Genomic DNA, 16,376 nt, shown 5'->3' on the forward strand with positions numbered 1-16,376 from the left:
TCGCGGCGCGGGCGGGGCCGGGCGACGGGGAGAAGTCCGGACTTCGCCGCGAGAAGGGCGGGGGCCGGTCAGCGGCGCGCCACGCCGGGGTGCGACGCCAGGTACGCCTCGAAGGCCCCGGACGATGTCTTCGAGGGGGTGAAGCCGAACTCGTCCTTCAGCTTCGCGTTCGCCAGCACAGGCCGGTAGCGGAGGAAGCGCACCTGTTCCGGGCCGTGGACGGTGAGGCGCAGCATCCGTCCCATCCGCAGGGCGAAGCCGAGCAGTGCGGCAGGCACCGTCACGACCGGCTTGCCGAGGCGCCGGGCGATCTCGGGCACGGTCACGCGGCCGTCGCCGGCGACGTTGTAGATGCCGGGCGGGCCGTCGGTGGCGGCGCGCGCCATCGCGGCGGCGACGTCGTCGACCCACACGAAGACGAAGGGCGACTCCGAGCCGCGCACCTTCAGGAGGGCGGGCCCGTCCCAGAGCGCCGTGATCTGGTTCTGCACCGTCGGGCCCAGGATCGTGCCGATGCGGAACACGACCTGCTCGAGCTCGGGGTGCTCCTCGCGGTATCCGGCGAGGAGCTGCTCGACGAGGCGCTTGTGCTTCGAGTACGGGAACTCGTCGTTGCCGCGCACGGGGTCGCTCTCGCGCAGCCACTCGGAGTTGTCGGGGTGGTAGCCGTAGGCGGCGCCCGACGACGACACGACGATCCGCTTCACCCCGGCCTCGACGCACGCCTCGAGCACATGCCGCGATCCGTCCACATCCACCCGGTACTCGAGAGCGTGGTCCCGGCCGGGGTTGACGATCGCGGCGAGGTGCACGACGACGTCGATCCGGTGGCGGCGCAGCAGCGGCACGAGGCCGTCGGGGCGGGTGACGTCGCACTCGTCGTACACGACGCCGTCGACGGGATGCTGCGGCCGCCGCAGATCGCCGGCCACGACCAGCTCGACATCGGGGCGGCGGGCGAGGGCAGCGGCGACGTGCGAGCCGAGGAAGCCCGAGCCGCCGGTGACGAGGACGCGGCGGCTCATGAGACGGGCTCCGCGGGATCGACGGACCCCGTCGTCGCGGACCCGGTCGCGCCGTTCGCCGACCGCAGCGCGTGGCGAGACGCGTCGCCCGTGGCCGACCCCGTGCGCTTCCTGGTGTGCCGGGCCCAGAGCGCGGCGACGATGAGTCCCGCGATGATGTCCCAGATGCCCCACCAGCCGGCGACGATCGCCATGCCGCCGAGGCCGCCGAAGAAGGCGAACACCAGCCCGAGGCCGAGCCCGGCGTTGCGGATGCCGACCTCGAACGTCATCGCCTTGCGCTCGCGGGTGCCGAGGCCGCCGACGACCGCGGTGCTGTACCCGATCGCCAGCGCGACGGCGTCGTGGATCGTGACGACGAGGATGATGACGCCGAGGAACGCGACGAAGTAGGCCCAGTTGCCCGCCAGCGCGGCGACGATGAAGCCGACGAGCGCCAGCAGCGAGAACCACTTGACGAACGGCTGCACGCGCTTCGCGAACGTGGGGAAGCGATGGCGGATGAACAGACCCGAGGCGAACGGCAGACCGATGATCAGGAGGATGTCGCCGAGCATCGCCCAGGCGTCGAGCGACACGGCCTCGAGCAGGGTGCGCGCCGTCGGGTGCAGCGACCCCCAGAACGCGATCGACAGCGGCAGCACGAAGATGTAGATGATGTTCGAGACGGCGGTCATCGACACCGAGAGCGCCACATTCCCGCCGGAGCGATGCGTGAGCACCTGCGAGATGTTGCCCGGAGGGCAGCAGGCGACGAGGATCATGCCGAGCGCCATGGACGGCGTCACCGGCAGGACCAGGGTCAGCGCGAAGGTCACCGCGGGCAGCACGACGAGCTGCGCGAGGATCGCGATGACGAAGGGCTTCGGCTTGCGCGCGACGACCTTGAAGTCGTCCAGCGTCGTATCCAGCGCGATGCCGAACATGATCAGCCCGAGCACGACATTGAGGATCACGAGCGTGCCCGGGTTGAAGTTGAGCACGACGTCGTCGGGGTTCACGCCGTCACCTCCCGGCGGGCGGCGCCGCGCGCCCGTCGCGGGCCGCGGGGCGCGGCATCCGTCTTCAGCGCCTGCGTGGCGGTGCGGACGGCGCCGCGGTACGCGTCCTTGTTCACGTAGTACGACATGCGCTCGAGGCCGAGGTAGCGGTAGCCGCCGGTGAGGTCCGGCCACGGTTCGCCCGTCACGCGCGCCCGGAACGCCGCGGCGCGATCGGGGTGGCGCTCGAGCGCCGCGAGGTAGGCGGCGATGAGCTCGGCCTGCTCGTACCGGCCCTGCCAGCCGATTCCGGATGCCTCGATCATGCCCATCACGTAGAGCCCGTTGAAGGACGCGGTGAAGGTGTTGAGGAAGAGGCGCGGCGCCATGCCCGACCAGTCCAGTGCGGCGCGGTCGACGAACGGGTAGTCGAGCTTGTAGCCGGTGGCGAGCAGCACGGTGTCGTACTCGGCCGACGAGCCGTCGCGGAAGTGCACCGTGCGCCCGTCGAACCGGTCGATGTCGGGAACGATCCGCAGATCGCCCTGGCCCAGGTGGTTGAGGATGAGCGTGTTGACGATGGGGTGCGACTCGTAGATCTTGTAGTCGGGCCGGGGGAACCCGAACCGCACGGGGTCGCCGGTGAAGGCGCGGAGCACCCGCGTGTCGACGAACTGCTTGATGCGTGCCGGGAGCGGCTTGCCCTGGTTGAGGGTGTCGGAGGGCCTGCCGAACAGGTAGCGCGGGACGAAGTAGTAGCCGCGGCGCACGCTCATGTCGACGGAGGCCGCGTGGTGCACGGCGTCAACCGCGATGTCGCAGCCGGAATTGCCGGCGCCGATGATGAGTACCCGCCTGCCGGTGAGCTGGGTCGCGGACTTGTAGGCGCTGGTGTGGATGAGCTCGCCCGTGAACTCGCCGCGGAACGCGGGGACGTTCGGCTCGGCCAGCGTGCCGTTCGCGAGGATCGCCCCGTCGTAGCGCTGCTCGACCGGGCCGGCGCCGCCGGGCCCTGAGGCTGTCGAGGGGCCCTCGGCGCGCAGCATCCAACCGCCGTCGTCCGTGGGCGTGAGCGAGGTGACCTTCGTGTCGAAGCGGAATCGGGCGGTCAGCCCGAAATGGTCGGCGAAGTCGCGGAAATACGTGATGAGCTCGCGGTGGCTCGGGTAGTCGGCCTTCGTGCGCATCGGGAACTCGGCGAACTCGGTCGTCGTGCGCGACGAGATGAGGTGCGCCGACTCGTACATCGTGGAGCGCGGGTTCTCGATGTCCCAGAGGCCGCCGACCCCGCGCGACGCCTCGAAGCCGTCGAACTCGATCCCGGCCCTCTGCAGCGCCCGGGCGGCGGAGAGACCCGATGGCCCGGCGCCGATGATGGCATAGCGGTGCGCGCTCATGCGTCCTTCATTCCGTCTCCACACGTCGTCGTGTCGTCGGCGCGACGGTGCCGACCCCAGGTTCGAGAGCAACCCTAAGCGTTAGTCGGAATTAACCGAAATTCCCGCCTCGCCTCACACGAAGACTGCCAGGATGCCCCGCACCAGCACCACTGTCGCACCGGCCCACGCGATGGCGAGCATCGCCACCCGGGCGATCCGCGGCGACACGTTGCGCGACAGGATCGTGCCGATCGCGATGCCGGCGATCGTCGCGACCACGAGGGTGCCGACGTCTTCGACCGGCGAGGTCGGCAAGCCGCGCAGCGCGACCGACGCGATGCCGAACGCCAGGAAGATCACCTGCACGCTGGCCGAGAAGCGGCGCTGCGGCCACTTGTCGCCGACCGCGTAGGCGGCCAGTGCGGGGCCGGACAGACCGCTCGCGGCGTTCATGAAGCCGGCGGCCGACCCGGCGACGATCGCGCCGGTGCGACCTGACAGCGATGCCGAGAGCGCGGGGATGTGACTCGCCACGAGCGCGAAGTACGCCATCGCCGCGATCAGCAGCAACAGGGCGGCCTCGGGCAGCAGGTGCACCAGCAGCACCCCGAACGGCGAGGCGATGAGGCCCGGCCAGATCAGCCACCAGGTGCGCCGCCACTCGACGTGCTTCCAGACGAACGGGACCGCGGTGCACGCAGCCACGAGGGCGAGCAGCACGGCGATCGTGACCCCTTCGACCGGTCCGTAGAGCAGAACGATCGGCCCCACGAGCACGAGCACGAACCCGAGTCCGGTGATGCGCTGGATCACCGCAGCGACGAAGGCGGCAATCGCCGCGAGCACCAGGGTGAGAGCCACAGCTCAGCGCTGCGCGAGGGCGAAGGCTCCGACGAGCTCGGTGAGCTGGTCGCGCATGTCCTCGTCGGAGATCGCCGGGGTGTTGTCGCCGGGCTGCAGGCCGTAGTCGCCGAACGAGGAGTGGCTCGCCCCTTCGATCTCGTGCATCTCGGCGTCCTCGGGCAGCAGGTGGCGGGCGTCCGCGATCTTCTCCGGGGTCGAGAGCCCGTCCTCGCTGCCGGAGACGCTGATCACCGGCAGACCCGACTCCGACAGGTCGTTCGAGCAGTAGGAGCCGAACAGGGCCAGGCCGTCGGCATCCGTCGCGAGCTGGCACGCCCGCACGCCGCCGAGCGAGTGCCCACCCACCAGCCAGGCGTCGACATCGGGCGCGAGGCCGGTGAACGTCGACAGCGGCCTGACATCGAAGAACGCGAGGTTGAGCCACGGCTTGGTGATGACGACGGTGACGCCGTCCTCGGCCACGAGGCCCGAGACCTTGTACGCGTACGCCCACGGGTCGACCTTCGCCCCCGGGATGTACACCAGGCCCACGTCGGCGGACTCGCCGGTGGGGGAGAGCACGATGCCCGCGTCGGTGTCGGTGATCTCGATGCCGGGGTCGGCCTTCACCTCCGCGAGCGGATCCGCCTCGGCGCCCATGACACCCACCTGGCTCCAGATGAGGATGCCGACCACGGCGAGCACGATGAGCGCCCCGATCGAGCCGAGGATCCACCACAGGACCCGCAGCCCGCGCCGGCGGGGCTTGGCCGGGGCCTCGGGAGCGGGGTCGGGCGAGGTCTCGGGATCGGGGCCGGGCTGAGTCACCGAATCAGCGTACGCGGTCGCCGCAGCTCATCGCCGGTTCGGGGCGCGCGACGCGCGTTCGCGGCGCGCGCGGCACACCCCGCACGATCGCGGCGCGCCCCGAGCCCCGAACGTCACCCGAGCTCCGCCTGCCGGGCCGCCACGATCGCCTCGACCTTCGGGAAGAGCGGATGCTGCGGCTCCAGGCCCGTGACCGACTCGGTGAAGGAGGCGGCATCCTGTTCCCGCAGCATCCGCTGCAGGTCCACCGACTGGGCGTCCTCGGTGTCGTCGAAAGCGAGCGCCGCACCCATCGCGGCGACCAGGGCGTCGACGGCGAGCCCGCGCTCGGCGGCCTCCGCGGCGGGGCCGACGAAGCGCTCGTGCCGCGAAAGTTTGCGCAGCGGCTGCCGGCCCACGCGCCACACCGTGTCGGGCAGGGCCGTGTTGCGGAAGCGGCGCAGGATCGTCGCGCGGTACGCCGCCAGCGACTCGGCGTCGAGCCCATGCTTGGCCTCGAGCAGCGCCGACGTCTCTTCGAGCGCCGCCTCGACCCGCGACGCGATCGCCGGGTCGGCCAGTGCCCCGGCGATCCCCTCGATGCCGGCCTGGGCGCCGAAGTAGGCGGTGGCCGCGTGCCCGGTGTTGACCGTGAACAGCTTGCGCTCGATGTACGGCCCGAGATCGTCGACGAAGTGCGCGCCGGGGATGTTCGGCGGGTCGTCGCCGAAGGGCGGCCGCTCGATCGCCCACTCGAAGAACGGCTCGACGGTGACGTCGACGCCGCCGCCCTCCGGCTGGCCGGGCACGATGCGGTCCACGGCGGTGTTGGCGAACACCGCGCGCGAGGCGAGCGCGTCCCAGGCGTCGCCGGCGAGGGCCCTGATCTGGTCGCGCAGCAGGTCGGTGGCGTTGATCGCGTTCTCGCACGCCATGATCTGCAGCGGAGGGCTCGACGGGTCGCGCAGCGCGAGCCCGGCGACGATGTGCGGGGCCACGAACTTCAGGATCGTCGGCCCCACCGCCGTCGTGACGACGTTGGCTGCGGCGATCTCGTCGACGACCTTTTCGGGGTGCTCTGCGCTGTTGATGGCCGTGAAGCCCGACACCACGGTGTCGCGACCGCCCTCTCCCACCTCGTGCACCGTGTAGCGGGACACGTGGTTGATCGCGTCGACGAGAGGGGCTGCGACGTCCGAGAAGACGAGGTCGTACCCGCCTTCGTGCAGGAGCAGCCCGACGAACCCTCGCCCGATGTTGCCGGCGCCGAAGTGGACGGCCTTCATCACACGCCTGCCGCCGACACGAGGCCGAACAGCTCCTCCGGGGTCTGCGCCGTCTTGAGGCGGGCGACTTCGTCCTCGTCGGAGAACAGGATCGCGATCTGCGACAGGATCTCCAGGTGCTCGTCGCCCTTGCCGGCGATGCCGATCACGAACGTCACCGGGTTGCCGTCCCAGTCCACGCCGCCGTCGTAGCGCACGACCGACAGCGCCGAGTCGAGGATCTCGCCCTTGGTCTCGTTGGTGCCGTGGGGGATCGCGAGCTCGTTGCCCATGTACGTCGACACGGTCTGCTCACGCTGGAGCATCGCGTCGTAGTAGGCGCCGGTGACCGCGCCCGCCGACTGGAGGATGTCAGCCGCCTCCCGCATCGCCTCGTCGCGTGTCGCGCTGCCGGAGTGGATGCGCACCTGCCCGATGCTCAGAACCTCGCGTGCCATGTTCTCGCCTTTCTCGTCGTTCGTCTGAAGATGTCGTCGGAGGAGATACGGATGCCGCGACCCGCCGTCCGTACGGAGCGGCGGGGCGCGGCCGCGCCGAGGGCGATGGAGCCGGGGGCTTCTCGCCCGCCCGGCCCCACCGCGGTCTCAGCTACGCACCGTCCTCGTGCTGGGTGCGGACGAGGTCGACGACCTCGTCGTAGCGCGGGGAATTCATGAAGTTGTCGACCGAGACGTGGACGGCGCCCGGCGTCTTCTGGCGGGCCCGGTCGGTGAGCTGGTTCTGCGTGATGACCAGGTCGGCCGAGGCATCCAGGTTCGCGATGGCCTTGTTGACCACCGTGACGTCCTCGATGCCCGCCTTCTTGATCTTGTTGCGCAGCACGCTCGCACCCATGGCCGACGAGCCCATGCCCGCGTCGCAGGCGAACACGATGTTCTTGATCTCGCGCTCGGTCATCGTCGCGGGCTCGATGCCGGCGTCGGAGCCGGTCGCGGCGCCGCCGCGCAGGCCCGCGAGGGCATCCGACGACTTGCCCTTGGCCGCCTCGGTCTGGGTGATCGCGGCGCCGAACGCGTCGTCGGTCGCCGCCATGGCGGCCAGATCGCGCTTGCGGGAGGCCCGCAGGATCACCGCGGCGATCAGGAACGTGACCGTGGCCGACAGGATCACCGACAGGATCACCGCGAAGTAGGCGCCCGTCGCCGTCTGCGCGAGCACCGCGATGATGCTGCCCGGTGCCGCGGGGGCACGCAGCGCGCCTCCGAGGAGCATGTTCGTCGTGACACCGGTCATGCCGCCGGCGATCAGCGCGAGGATCAGGATCGGCTTCATCAGCGCGTACGGGAAGTACACCTCGTGGATGCCGCCGAAGAACTGGATCACCGCTGCGCCGGGTGCCGACGCGCGTGCGGCGCCGAGACCGAAGAACGTGAACGCGAGCAGCAGGCCGACACCGGGGCCGGGGTTGGCCTCGAGCAGGAACAGGATCGACGAGCCCGAGTCGGCGGCCTCCGAGATGCCGAGCGGGGTCAGCACGCCGTGGTTGATGGCGTTGTTGAGGAAGAACACCTTCGCCGGCTCGATGATGATGCTCGTGAGCGGGAGCAGGTTGTACTCGACCAGCCAGTTCACCGCGGTGCTGAGCACCTGCATGATGCCGTTGACGAGCCACGCGACCGGGTAGAACCCGACGATGGCCATCACGAAGCCCCAGATGCCCGCAGAGAACATGTTGACGAGCATCTCGAAGCCCGCCTTGACCTTGCCCTCCCACAGGCTGTCGAGCCACTTCATCGTGTAGGCGGCGAGCGGGGCCATGATCATCGCTCCGATGAACATGTGCACCTGGCCGAGCTGGTTGTCGGCGGGCAGATCCGCGTTGACCTGTGCGATCAGGAGGTCCGAACCCGCGATCGCGCCCATCGTGGCGATCGCCGCCACGACTCCGCCACGGATGCCGTAGACGATGTTTCCGCCCGTGTAGGCGATCAGCAGCGGCAGCAGGTAATGGATGAAGGGTCCGACGATCGTCGCGAGGTCCGCATTGGGCGTCCACCCGACGCCGATGAAGAACGCCGTGAAGATGCCCCACGCGATCAGCGCGGGGATGTTCGGCATGATCATGCCGGACAGGAACGTGCCGAAGCGCTGGACTCCGACCCGCGCCTTGCTGGTGCCCGATGCGGGCACTGACGCCGTTGTCATTTTGCTGTCTCCCTTGTGTGGTGGGTGTCCCGGCCGCCGGGGGCGGCCTATCGGGCGGCCGCCTGCTGGGCTGCGGACCGGGCGGATGCCGCGTCGTTCGCGGCGAGGGCCGCCGTGGCGATGTCGCGCGCCTCGGCGATGGTGTGCTGCAGGAGGGCGGCGCGCACGTCGGCGAGGGCCGTGGGCGCCATGGACAGGCTCGTGGCGCCGAGGCCGACGAGCACGACGGCGAGCAGGGGATCTGCCGCCGCCTCGCCGCAGATGCCCACCGGCTTGCCGTTCGCGCGGCCGGCGTCGCCGACCTCGCGGATCAGGCGCAGCACCGCCGGGTGCCACGGGTCCTGGAACGACGCGACCGACCCGAGGAGCCGGTCCGCGGCGAGCGTGTACTGCGTGAGGTCGTTGGTGCCGATGGAGGCGAAGTCCGCGTCCACCAGGATGCGGTCGGCGAGAAGCGCCGACGAGGGCACTTCCACCATGACGCCGGCGGTCTTGATGCCGTAGTCGCGCGCGAGGTCTGTGAAGTAGGTCGTCTCCTCGACCGTGGCGATCATCGGGGCCATGACCCACAGGTCGGCGTCGGTGGCGGCATCCGCCTCGGCGAGGGCGGTGAGCTGTTCGCGCAGGATGTCCTCGCTGGCGCGGAGGGCACGGATGCCGCGGAGCCCGAGTGCCGGGTTCTCCTCATGCGCGTCGTTCAGGAACGCGAGCGGCTTGTCGGCGCCGGCGTCGAGCACGCGCACGACGACCTTCTTGCCCGGGAACGCGGCGAGGAGCTTCGTGTACGCCTCGCGCTGCTGCTCGACGGTCGGGGCCTGGTTGGAGCTCAGGAACAGGAACTCGGTGCGGAACAGCCCCACGCCCTCGGCGCCGAGCGCGACCGCGTCGGCGGCGCCCTCGGGGTTGCCGAGGTTCGCCAGCAGCGGGATCGCCGTGCCGTCGGCGAGCGCGCCGTCGGTGATCGGAGCGGATGCGGCGGACGCACGCGCGTCGGCACGGTTCTGCGCCCGTTCGAGCTCCTCGGCGGTGGGGTCGGTCGTCACGACGCCGGCGGCGGCATCCACGATCACCGTCTCGCCGTCGCGCAGCCCGGTCGCCGACGTCGCGCCCACGATCGCGACGATCGACTTCTCGCGCGCGAGGATCGCCGTGTGGGAGGTCGGGCCGCCCTCGGTGGTCACCAGGGCCAGCACCTTGTCGAGGTCGAGGAGCGCCGTGTCGGCCGGCGCGAGATCCTTCGCGACGAGGACGAACGGATGCCCCGGATCCGGCACGCCGGGAGCCGGTACGCCGCGGAGGCGGGCGATGACCCGCTGTGCGACGTCGTCGAGGTCCGCGGCGCGCTCGCCGAGGTAGCCGCCCATCGCCGTGAGCTGATCGCGGAACGACTCGAACGCGTCGTACACCGCGAACTCGCCGGTCTTGCCCTGCGTCAGCCGCGTGCCGATCTCGTCGGCGAGGGTCGGGTCCTCGGCCATCATGGCCTGCGCCTCGAGCACCTCCTGCGCGGCTCCGCCGGCCTGCGCCCCACGGGCCTCGAGCTCGCGCGCGACGGCGGCGACGGCATCCGTCACCCGCGCCTTCTCCTCGTCGGCGCTGATCGTGCTCGGCGCGTCCGACGGCGCCGGCGCGGGCTCCGCCATGCGCGCGACCGGTCCCTGGGCGACGCCCAGCCCGATTCCCACACCCCGGAGTTCAGTCATGGTTCAGGCCTCCGCGTCGTGGTCGGTGGTGAGCAGTTCAGCGAGCGTGTCGAGCGTCGACTCCGCCCCGTCGCCGTCTGCCGTGAGGGTCACGTAGTCGCCCTGCTCGATGCCGAGCGCGATCACGCCGAGGATGCTCGCCGCGTTGACGGGGCTCCCCGCGTCTTTGGCGATCGTGATCGGGATGCCGGCATCCTTCGCGGCCTGCGCGAACAGCTTCGCCGGACGCGCGTGCAGACCGTGCGCCGATCCGATCCGGACCGTGCGGGAGATGGGTGGCATGTCGTGACCTCTCTGTCTGTTCCTGTGTTCGTCGCGGTGTGTTGTTCAGTTCTCGGGGTGCGGCGCCGCATCCGCACCCGGGAGCGGCTCCCCGGGGCTCCCGATCGCGGCGCGGACCAGCGCGAGCGTCCGCGTGCCGTCCCGGTCTCCGAAGATGTCGGGCGGCAGCAGCACCACCGTTGTGCCTCGTGCGGCGGCATCCCGTTCTATGCGCTCGAGCGCATGGACCAGGTGCGGACCCACGAGGACGACATCGGCGGCATCGAGATCGATCGGAAGCGACTGCTCGGTGCCGGCGAAGGCGGAATAGTCGAGTCCCTCTGCGTGGGCTGCGTGACGCACGCGCTGAGCGACGAAGGTGCTCGAGGCACCCGCTCCGCAGACCACCAGGATCCTCATCGATCCGCCTCCTCTTCTGGCCATTCTTGTGAGAACGCTGGGAGGGGACAACCACTCCTTCTTCCGCGGGGGCGGAAACGCGGGGGCCCTGCTGCCCGGAGCGCGTGGTTGACTGGGCGTGTGACCCGAGCTCGGCAAGATCGTGTGCTCGGACTGCTCCTGCGCGACGGCGACTGGGTCACGGCATCCGCGCTCGCCGACGCGCTGGGCGTGACCCCCCGCAGCATCCGCTCCTACGTCACCGCCGCGAACGCGCGGGTGGCGCCGGGCGTCGCGGTCGAATCCGGGCCGCAGGGCTACCGCGCCGGATCCGATGCCGCGGCGGCGCTCCGGGCGGGGGGCGACACGGGCACGCCGCGTGACCGGCTGCACACGCTGGTGCGGGCGCTCCTCGACGCACCGGAGGGCATCGACGTGTTCGAGACCGCCGATGCGCTCCACGTCTCGCCGGCGACCCTCGATGCCGACCTCGCCCGCGTGCGCGGGCTGCTCGGCGGAACCGAGCTCACCCTCGAGCGCTCCGCGTCCCGAGCCCGGTTGCGCGGCACCGAGGGCGCGCAGCGGCGCCTGCTGAGCAAGCTCGCCCACGACGAGATGGATGCCGGATCCTTCGACCTCGCCGCCCTCCGCCGCACGCTCGGCGAGGGATCGGTCGGGGCACACGCCTTCGGCCCGTTCAAGACCGAGCTCGTCGCGCGGCTCGGCGAACTGGGGTGGTTCGTCAACGAATTCGGCATCGCCGACGTCGTCATGCACATCGCGATCGCCGCCGACCGCACGTCGCGCGACCGCCCGCTCGACGCCGTCGACGGCACCGCGCGGGAGCGGCCGACCCAGAACCAGGTTGCCGAGATCATCGCGGAGCTGTCCGAGCGGCACCTCGGCGTGCGGCTCGGCAGCGCCGATCTGCAGCACCTCGCGACGCTGGTGCTCACGCGCGTCGTCGCGCCCGACGGGCACGAGGACGCGGCGTCCGCAGCCGTGCCGTCCTCCCTCGATCCCGAGATCGAGGCCGTGGTGCGCGAGGTCGTGACGGCGGCCGCCGACGAGTTCCTCGTCGACATCGCGCACGACGACTTCGTGGCGCGGCTCGCGCTGCACGTGCAGAATCTGCTGCACCGCGCCCGCGAGCAGGCGTGGTCGCGCAATCCGCTGACACGGTCGCTGAAGTCGACGTACCCGATGATCTTCGAGGTCGCGGTGTTCGTCGCGAGCAGGCTGCAGCAGCGGCTCGGCATTCCGCTGCCCGACGACGAGATCGCCTACATCGCGATGCATGTCGGCGGCCGGCTCGAGCGCAGCCGCCGCGCGGACCAGCTCCTCACCGCGACGATCGTGTGCCCCGGCTACTACGACCTGCACGAGCTGCTGCGCTCGAGCGTCGACCGCTCGCTCGGGCAGGCGATCGAGGTCGTGGGCGTCGAGACCCGCGTCGATCCCGACTGGGCCTCGATCGACACCGCCCTCGTCCTGACGACGATCGACCCGCCCACGACGAACGACCGGATCGTGCGCATCCAGCCGTTCCTCACCGACGCCGACGTCGAGCGTGTGCAGGCCGCAGCCGGGAGGATCCGCCGCTCGCGCCGCCTCGCGCGGCTGCGCGCCGAGCTGGAGCGCTACTTCGAGCCGTCCGCGTTCGTCCGCGGCCTCGACGAAGCCGCGGACGAAGAGGGCGTGATCCGAGGGCTGGGTGCCCTGCTCCAGTCCCGCGGGGTCATCGATGCCGAGTACGTCGAGCGCACCATCGAGCGCGAGCGTCTCTCATCGACCGCGTTCACCGACGCGCTGGCGGTGCCGCACGCGCTCGAGATGACGGCATCCCGCACCGCCATCGCCATCGGCATCGCCGACCCGTCGATCCCGTGGGGCGACGGCCGTGTGCAGGTCGTGGCGCTGGTGGCGTTCTCCGAGACCGACCGCGAGGCCTTCCAGACGGTGTTCGAGCAGTTCGTCGAGGTGTTCAGCGAGCGCGACAGCGTGCAGCGCCTCGTCCGCCGGGGCACCGACTTCAACGCCTTCCTCGACGAGCTCGTCGCCGTCATCGACGGCTGAGCCGCAGCATCCGTCTCCGGGCCCCATCGTCTTTCACCGGTTTGGGGCGCGCATCCTCCGTTGGGGCGCGGGTTCTGCGCCCCAACGGAGAATTCACGCCCCAAGGCCCTCATCCGTGGGTCATCGTGAAGGCCGGATGCCGAACGCCTCGAGACGTGCACCGAGCTCGGACGCAGTCGCCAGGTGCGGCCAGCCCCATCGTGCGTATCGGCGCTGGGTTGTGCCACGGATCCAATCCTCGCGTTGCTTCTCCGCGTCGAGCGCCTGAGAGGAGGTCCGGCCGTCGAGCAGCTTTCCATCGACGTACTTGATTGCTCCGTCGAACTCGCCGAAGGCGGCGATCTCCTCGAGTCCGAAGTCCACGTAATAGGGTCTTCCGCGCGGTCCAGCAACGGCCACCTGAAGCTCGAGGATGCGGAACCCGACCTCTCGCAGCCGGATCCGGCTGATGCTCTCACCAGGCAGTTGCGCTCGACCGTCGGCGAAGTCCAGGACTCGTCGTGCGCGCGTCTGACCGTGCGCAGATCGCCTGACGATCTCGGCGACTCTGTCGCGAAAGGCGTGGGCTCCATCCGCGTCGTACTCGCCTGGTCCCGCCACGAACTGTTTGCGCAGTGCCGCATCGGCGATCGTCACCGCCTGCTCGAACGTCGCGGTGCGCGCGACATCCGCGACCGTGCGCGCGAGCGAGGTGATCCGCAGGCCGTCGACTTCCACGACGTCCTCGTCGGACAGTTCACCACGATGACGGACGACGCCGAAGGCGGCGCCCGGGCGCTCCGCCGCCGCCGTGGACAACACGGCGGTGCGGCACGGTGTGGCCCGGCTGGGGAGGAACCGGCCGCCGATCCAACTCGTCAGCGGGACTCGGTCATCCCGCACGGGGTTTGGGGCGCAGCTTCTCCGTTGGGGCGGAGGATCTGCGCCCCAACGGAGAGATCGCGCCCCAAACCCGGAAGTGGGCTGGCTGCGGCGGGCGGGGCCGGCAAACGACGAGGGCGAACGGATGCTGCGCCCGCGGCGTCAGCCGCGGGCGAGGCGCTCGGTGAGGTCGAGGCGCACCGCGGGCCACTCGGTCGGGAGGATCGAGAACACCACGGTGTCGCGGAGGGTGCCGTCGGGGCCGAGGCGGTGGTTGCGCAGCACGCCGTCCTGTTTGGCGCCGAGGCGCGCGATGGCGGCGCGGGACTGGCGGTTGTGCCAGTGCGTGCGGAACTCCACCGCGATGGCGTCGCACCGATCGAACGCGTGGGCGAGCAGCAGCAGCTTCGAGGCGGTGTTCACGGCCGTGCGCTGCGCCTCGATTCCGATCCACGTGTGCCCGATCTCGACGTGCCGGTTGGCCTGGTCGATGCTGCAGAACGTGGTCGTGCCGATCACCCGGCCGGTGTCCAGCCGGCGCACCGCCCACGGGTTCATGTGACCCTGGTCGCGCCAGGCGAGTCGCTGCGCGATGTCGGCGGCGATGCCCTCCGGGCGCGGCACCGATGTGTACCAGGCGTGCTCCAGGCCCACGGCCGCGGCGGCCAGGTCGGCCTCGTGCTCCCCGGAGAGGGGTTCCAGGCGCACGTGCGCGTTCTCGAGGGTGACCGGCGAGGTGAGGAGCATGCTTCGAGCGTAGGCCGCAGGTACTGCGAACCCTGCCGGATGCGCAACGTGCGAAGCATCCCTCTCGCGTTGACGTCCACATGCGCGCCCGCACGTCGTCATACTTCGCAATTGTTCGCCACGGCCGGCCCTCGCCTCCGGAGCCCCGCCTAGGCTCGAACGGTGCGTCCATTCCGGCGCATGCACAGCGAAGAGGACTCGAAACAGATGAAGACGAAGAGGCGAGTGATCGCCCCCATCGCACTGGCACTGGCGGCGACCATCGGTCTGGCCGCCTGCGCGCAGGGCGATGCCGCACCCGAGACGTCCGGTGCCGAGGCCACCGGCCAGCTCACCTACGCGATCGCGAGCGACCCGTCGTCGCTCAACCCGATCAACGTCAGCGACCGCTGGGGCCTGACCGTCACGAACATCGTCTACTCGCCGCTCGCGCGCGTCGAGGGCGACGGCACCGTCGTCAACGAGCTGGCCGAGTCCATCGAGCCTGCCGACGACGGACTCTCGGTCACCGTCACGCTGAAGGACGGCCTGACCTGGTCCGACGGCGAGCCCCTCACGGCCGACGACGTCGTCTTCACCTACACGAACAAGGCCGTCCGCGAGAACGGCAACGCCGACCTGCTGTATGTGGGCGACCAGCCCATCACCGCCGAGGCGACCGACGAGCGCACCGTGGTCTTCCGCCTGCCGAGCGTGAGCGCCGCAGCCCTCAGCAACATCGCGACCGAGACGTACATCATCCCCGAGCACGTGTACGGCGACGTCACCGACTTCTCGGTGAGCGAGCTCGACCCGCTCGCGGTCGGATCGGGCCCGTACACGCTCACCGAGTACGAGCGCGGCCAGTACCTCACGTTCGAGGCGAACGAGAACTACTACGGCGAGGCGCCGAAGATCCCCGAGCTGACGCTGCGCATCGTGGCGGACCCGAACACGACCAAGACGGCGCTGCAGACGGGCGAGGTCGACGCATCGTTCGCCACGCCCGACGCGATCGCCGAGCTCGAGGGCGCGGGCCTGAACGTCTACCCGTACGCCGAGGGCCGCGTGGCCTACCTGGGCCTCAACGCCGCGAAGCTCACCGACCCGAAGGTCCGCCAGGCGATCTTCTTCGCCCTGAGCCGTGACGACATCAACACCGCCGCGTTCCTCAGTGACGACTACTACGAGAACGCCTACACGATCCTTCCGCCGAGCAACGCGTTCGCGACCGAGGACGTCGAGAAGTACGAGCAGGACTCGGATGCCTCGGCAGCCCTCCTCGAGGAGGCCGGCGTCTCCGACCTCTCGTTCACGCTCGCGTACGCCGGGGCCGACCCCGCGCAGAAGACCGAGGCGACCCTCATCCAGCAGCAGCTGAAGGACGCCGGCATCACGGTGGAGCTCGCGGGCATCGAGCCCGCCGCGGTCTTCGAGGAGATCCAGAAGGGCGCCGAATCGCAGTACGACGCGTTCCTCGGCGGCTACATCATGGGTCAAGACCCCGACGCGTACAGCCTGCTGTACCGCACGGGCGCCTCGGCGAACTACTTCTCGTACTCCAACCCGGCCACGGACGCGCTGTTCGACCAGGGAGCAGTCGAGCTCGACCCCGAGGCCCGCAAGGCGATCTACGCCGACCTGCAGGCGCAGATCGCCGAGGACGCGGTGGTCTTCCCGCTCGCCGACAACCTCAAGATCCTCGCCGTGAACCCGCGGATCGGCGGCGTCGAGGACGCCAAGCTGGTCCCGATCTACACGTTCGAGAACTTCGGGCTCCTCACCGAGCAGTGAGTCGCTGACGTCACGGGTGCTCGCAACCGGGTGCCCGTGACGTCGTCGTGTGTCCGGCGGGCGCTGCGTCGCAGCATCCCGCCGGACACAG

Annotated in this window: 15 protein-coding genes; 2 read left to right on the forward strand and 13 right to left on the reverse strand. The window is 70.5% G+C overall.

All coding sequences use genetic code 11. The features are described from left to right. Positions 1–68: 68 nt before the first annotated feature. From AC3A46_RS07940 to AC3A46_RS07990, 11 genes are all read right to left on the reverse strand, one after another. Positions 69–1,025, reverse strand: a complete 957-nt coding sequence (locus tag AC3A46_RS07940; RefSeq protein WP_487664661.1) for an SDR family oxidoreductase — start codon at positions 1,023–1,025, stop codon at positions 69–71. Next, complete coding sequence (locus AC3A46_RS07945) at positions 1,022–2,026, reverse strand: bile acid:sodium symporter family protein (protein WP_487664662.1); 1,005 nt, start codon at positions 2,024–2,026, stop codon at positions 1,022–1,024. The genes AC3A46_RS07940 and AC3A46_RS07945 overlap by 4 nt, the downstream gene beginning before the upstream one ends. Continuing rightward, complete coding sequence (locus AC3A46_RS07950) at positions 2,023–3,402, reverse strand: flavin-containing monooxygenase (protein WP_487664663.1); 1,380 nt, start codon at positions 3,400–3,402, stop codon at positions 2,023–2,025. Before AC3A46_RS07950 ends, AC3A46_RS07945 begins: the two co-directional genes overlap by 4 nt. A gap of 114 nt (positions 3,403–3,516) precedes the next feature. Further along, positions 3,517–4,245 (reverse strand): TSUP family transporter, encoded by a 729-nt coding sequence (locus AC3A46_RS07955; RefSeq protein WP_487664664.1) that lies wholly within the window; start codon positions 4,243–4,245, stop codon positions 3,517–3,519. Positions 4,246–4,248: 3 nt separating this feature from the next. After that, positions 4,249–5,055, reverse strand: coding sequence for an alpha/beta hydrolase (locus AC3A46_RS07960; protein WP_487664665.1), 807 nt, complete (start codon positions 5,053–5,055; stop codon positions 4,249–4,251). Positions 5,056–5,168: 113 nt separating this feature from the next. After that, positions 5,169–6,320, reverse strand: coding sequence for a mannitol-1-phosphate 5-dehydrogenase (locus AC3A46_RS07965; protein ID WP_487664666.1), 1,152 nt, complete (start codon positions 6,318–6,320; stop codon positions 5,169–5,171). Then, the gene (locus tag AC3A46_RS07970; RefSeq protein ID WP_487664667.1) at positions 6,320–6,757 is read right to left on the reverse strand and encodes a PTS mannitol transporter subunit IIA; all 438 of its coding nucleotides are present in this window, start codon (positions 6,755–6,757) and stop codon (positions 6,320–6,322) included. Before AC3A46_RS07970 ends, AC3A46_RS07965 begins: the two co-directional genes overlap by 1 nt. Before the next feature lie 151 nt (positions 6,758–6,908). Next, positions 6,909–8,465 (reverse strand): PTS mannitol transporter subunit IIBC, encoded by a 1,557-nt coding sequence (locus AC3A46_RS07975; RefSeq protein ID WP_487664668.1) that lies wholly within the window; start codon positions 8,463–8,465, stop codon positions 6,909–6,911. Positions 8,466–8,512: 47 nt separating this feature from the next. After that, the gene (ptsP, locus tag AC3A46_RS07980) at positions 8,513–10,168 is read right to left on the reverse strand and encodes a phosphoenolpyruvate--protein phosphotransferase (RefSeq protein WP_487664669.1); all 1,656 of its coding nucleotides are present in this window, start codon (positions 10,166–10,168) and stop codon (positions 8,513–8,515) included. 3 nt (positions 10,169–10,171) lie between these two features. Then, positions 10,172–10,450, reverse strand: coding sequence for an HPr family phosphocarrier protein (locus AC3A46_RS07985; protein ID WP_045300983.1), 279 nt, complete (start codon positions 10,448–10,450; stop codon positions 10,172–10,174). 45 nt (positions 10,451–10,495) lie between these two features. Beyond that, positions 10,496–10,849: a PTS sugar transporter gene (locus AC3A46_RS07990; RefSeq protein ID WP_487664670.1), complete on the reverse strand. Its 354-nt coding sequence runs from the start codon at positions 10,847–10,849 to the stop codon at positions 10,496–10,498. 120 nt (positions 10,850–10,969) lie between these two features. On the opposite strand from AC3A46_RS07990, the gene AC3A46_RS07995 reads away from it, so the two are divergent. Further along, positions 10,970–12,904 (forward strand): BglG family transcription antiterminator, encoded by a 1,935-nt coding sequence (locus AC3A46_RS07995; protein WP_487664671.1) that lies wholly within the window; start codon positions 10,970–10,972, stop codon positions 12,902–12,904. 120 nt (positions 12,905–13,024) lie between these two features. Here AC3A46_RS07995 and AC3A46_RS08000 read toward each other — a convergent pair whose 3' ends face one another. Beyond that, positions 13,025–13,540, reverse strand: coding sequence for a hypothetical protein (locus AC3A46_RS08000; protein WP_487664672.1), 516 nt, complete (start codon positions 13,538–13,540; stop codon positions 13,025–13,027). Positions 13,541–13,927: 387 nt separating this feature from the next. Then, a complete protein-coding gene (locus AC3A46_RS08005) occupies positions 13,928–14,512 on the reverse strand; it encodes a GNAT family N-acetyltransferase (RefSeq protein WP_487664673.1) in 585 nt (194 codons plus the stop codon). A gap of 207 nt (positions 14,513–14,719) precedes the next feature. Between AC3A46_RS08005 and AC3A46_RS08010 the strand changes: the two genes are divergently transcribed. Continuing rightward, positions 14,720–16,285: an ABC transporter substrate-binding protein gene (locus tag AC3A46_RS08010; RefSeq protein ID WP_487664674.1), complete on the forward strand. Its 1,566-nt coding sequence runs from the start codon at positions 14,720–14,722 to the stop codon at positions 16,283–16,285. Positions 16,286–16,376 lie beyond the last annotated feature (91 nt).

It is taken from the genome of Microbacterium sp. Soil_C_42 (genome assembly GCF_057656735.1).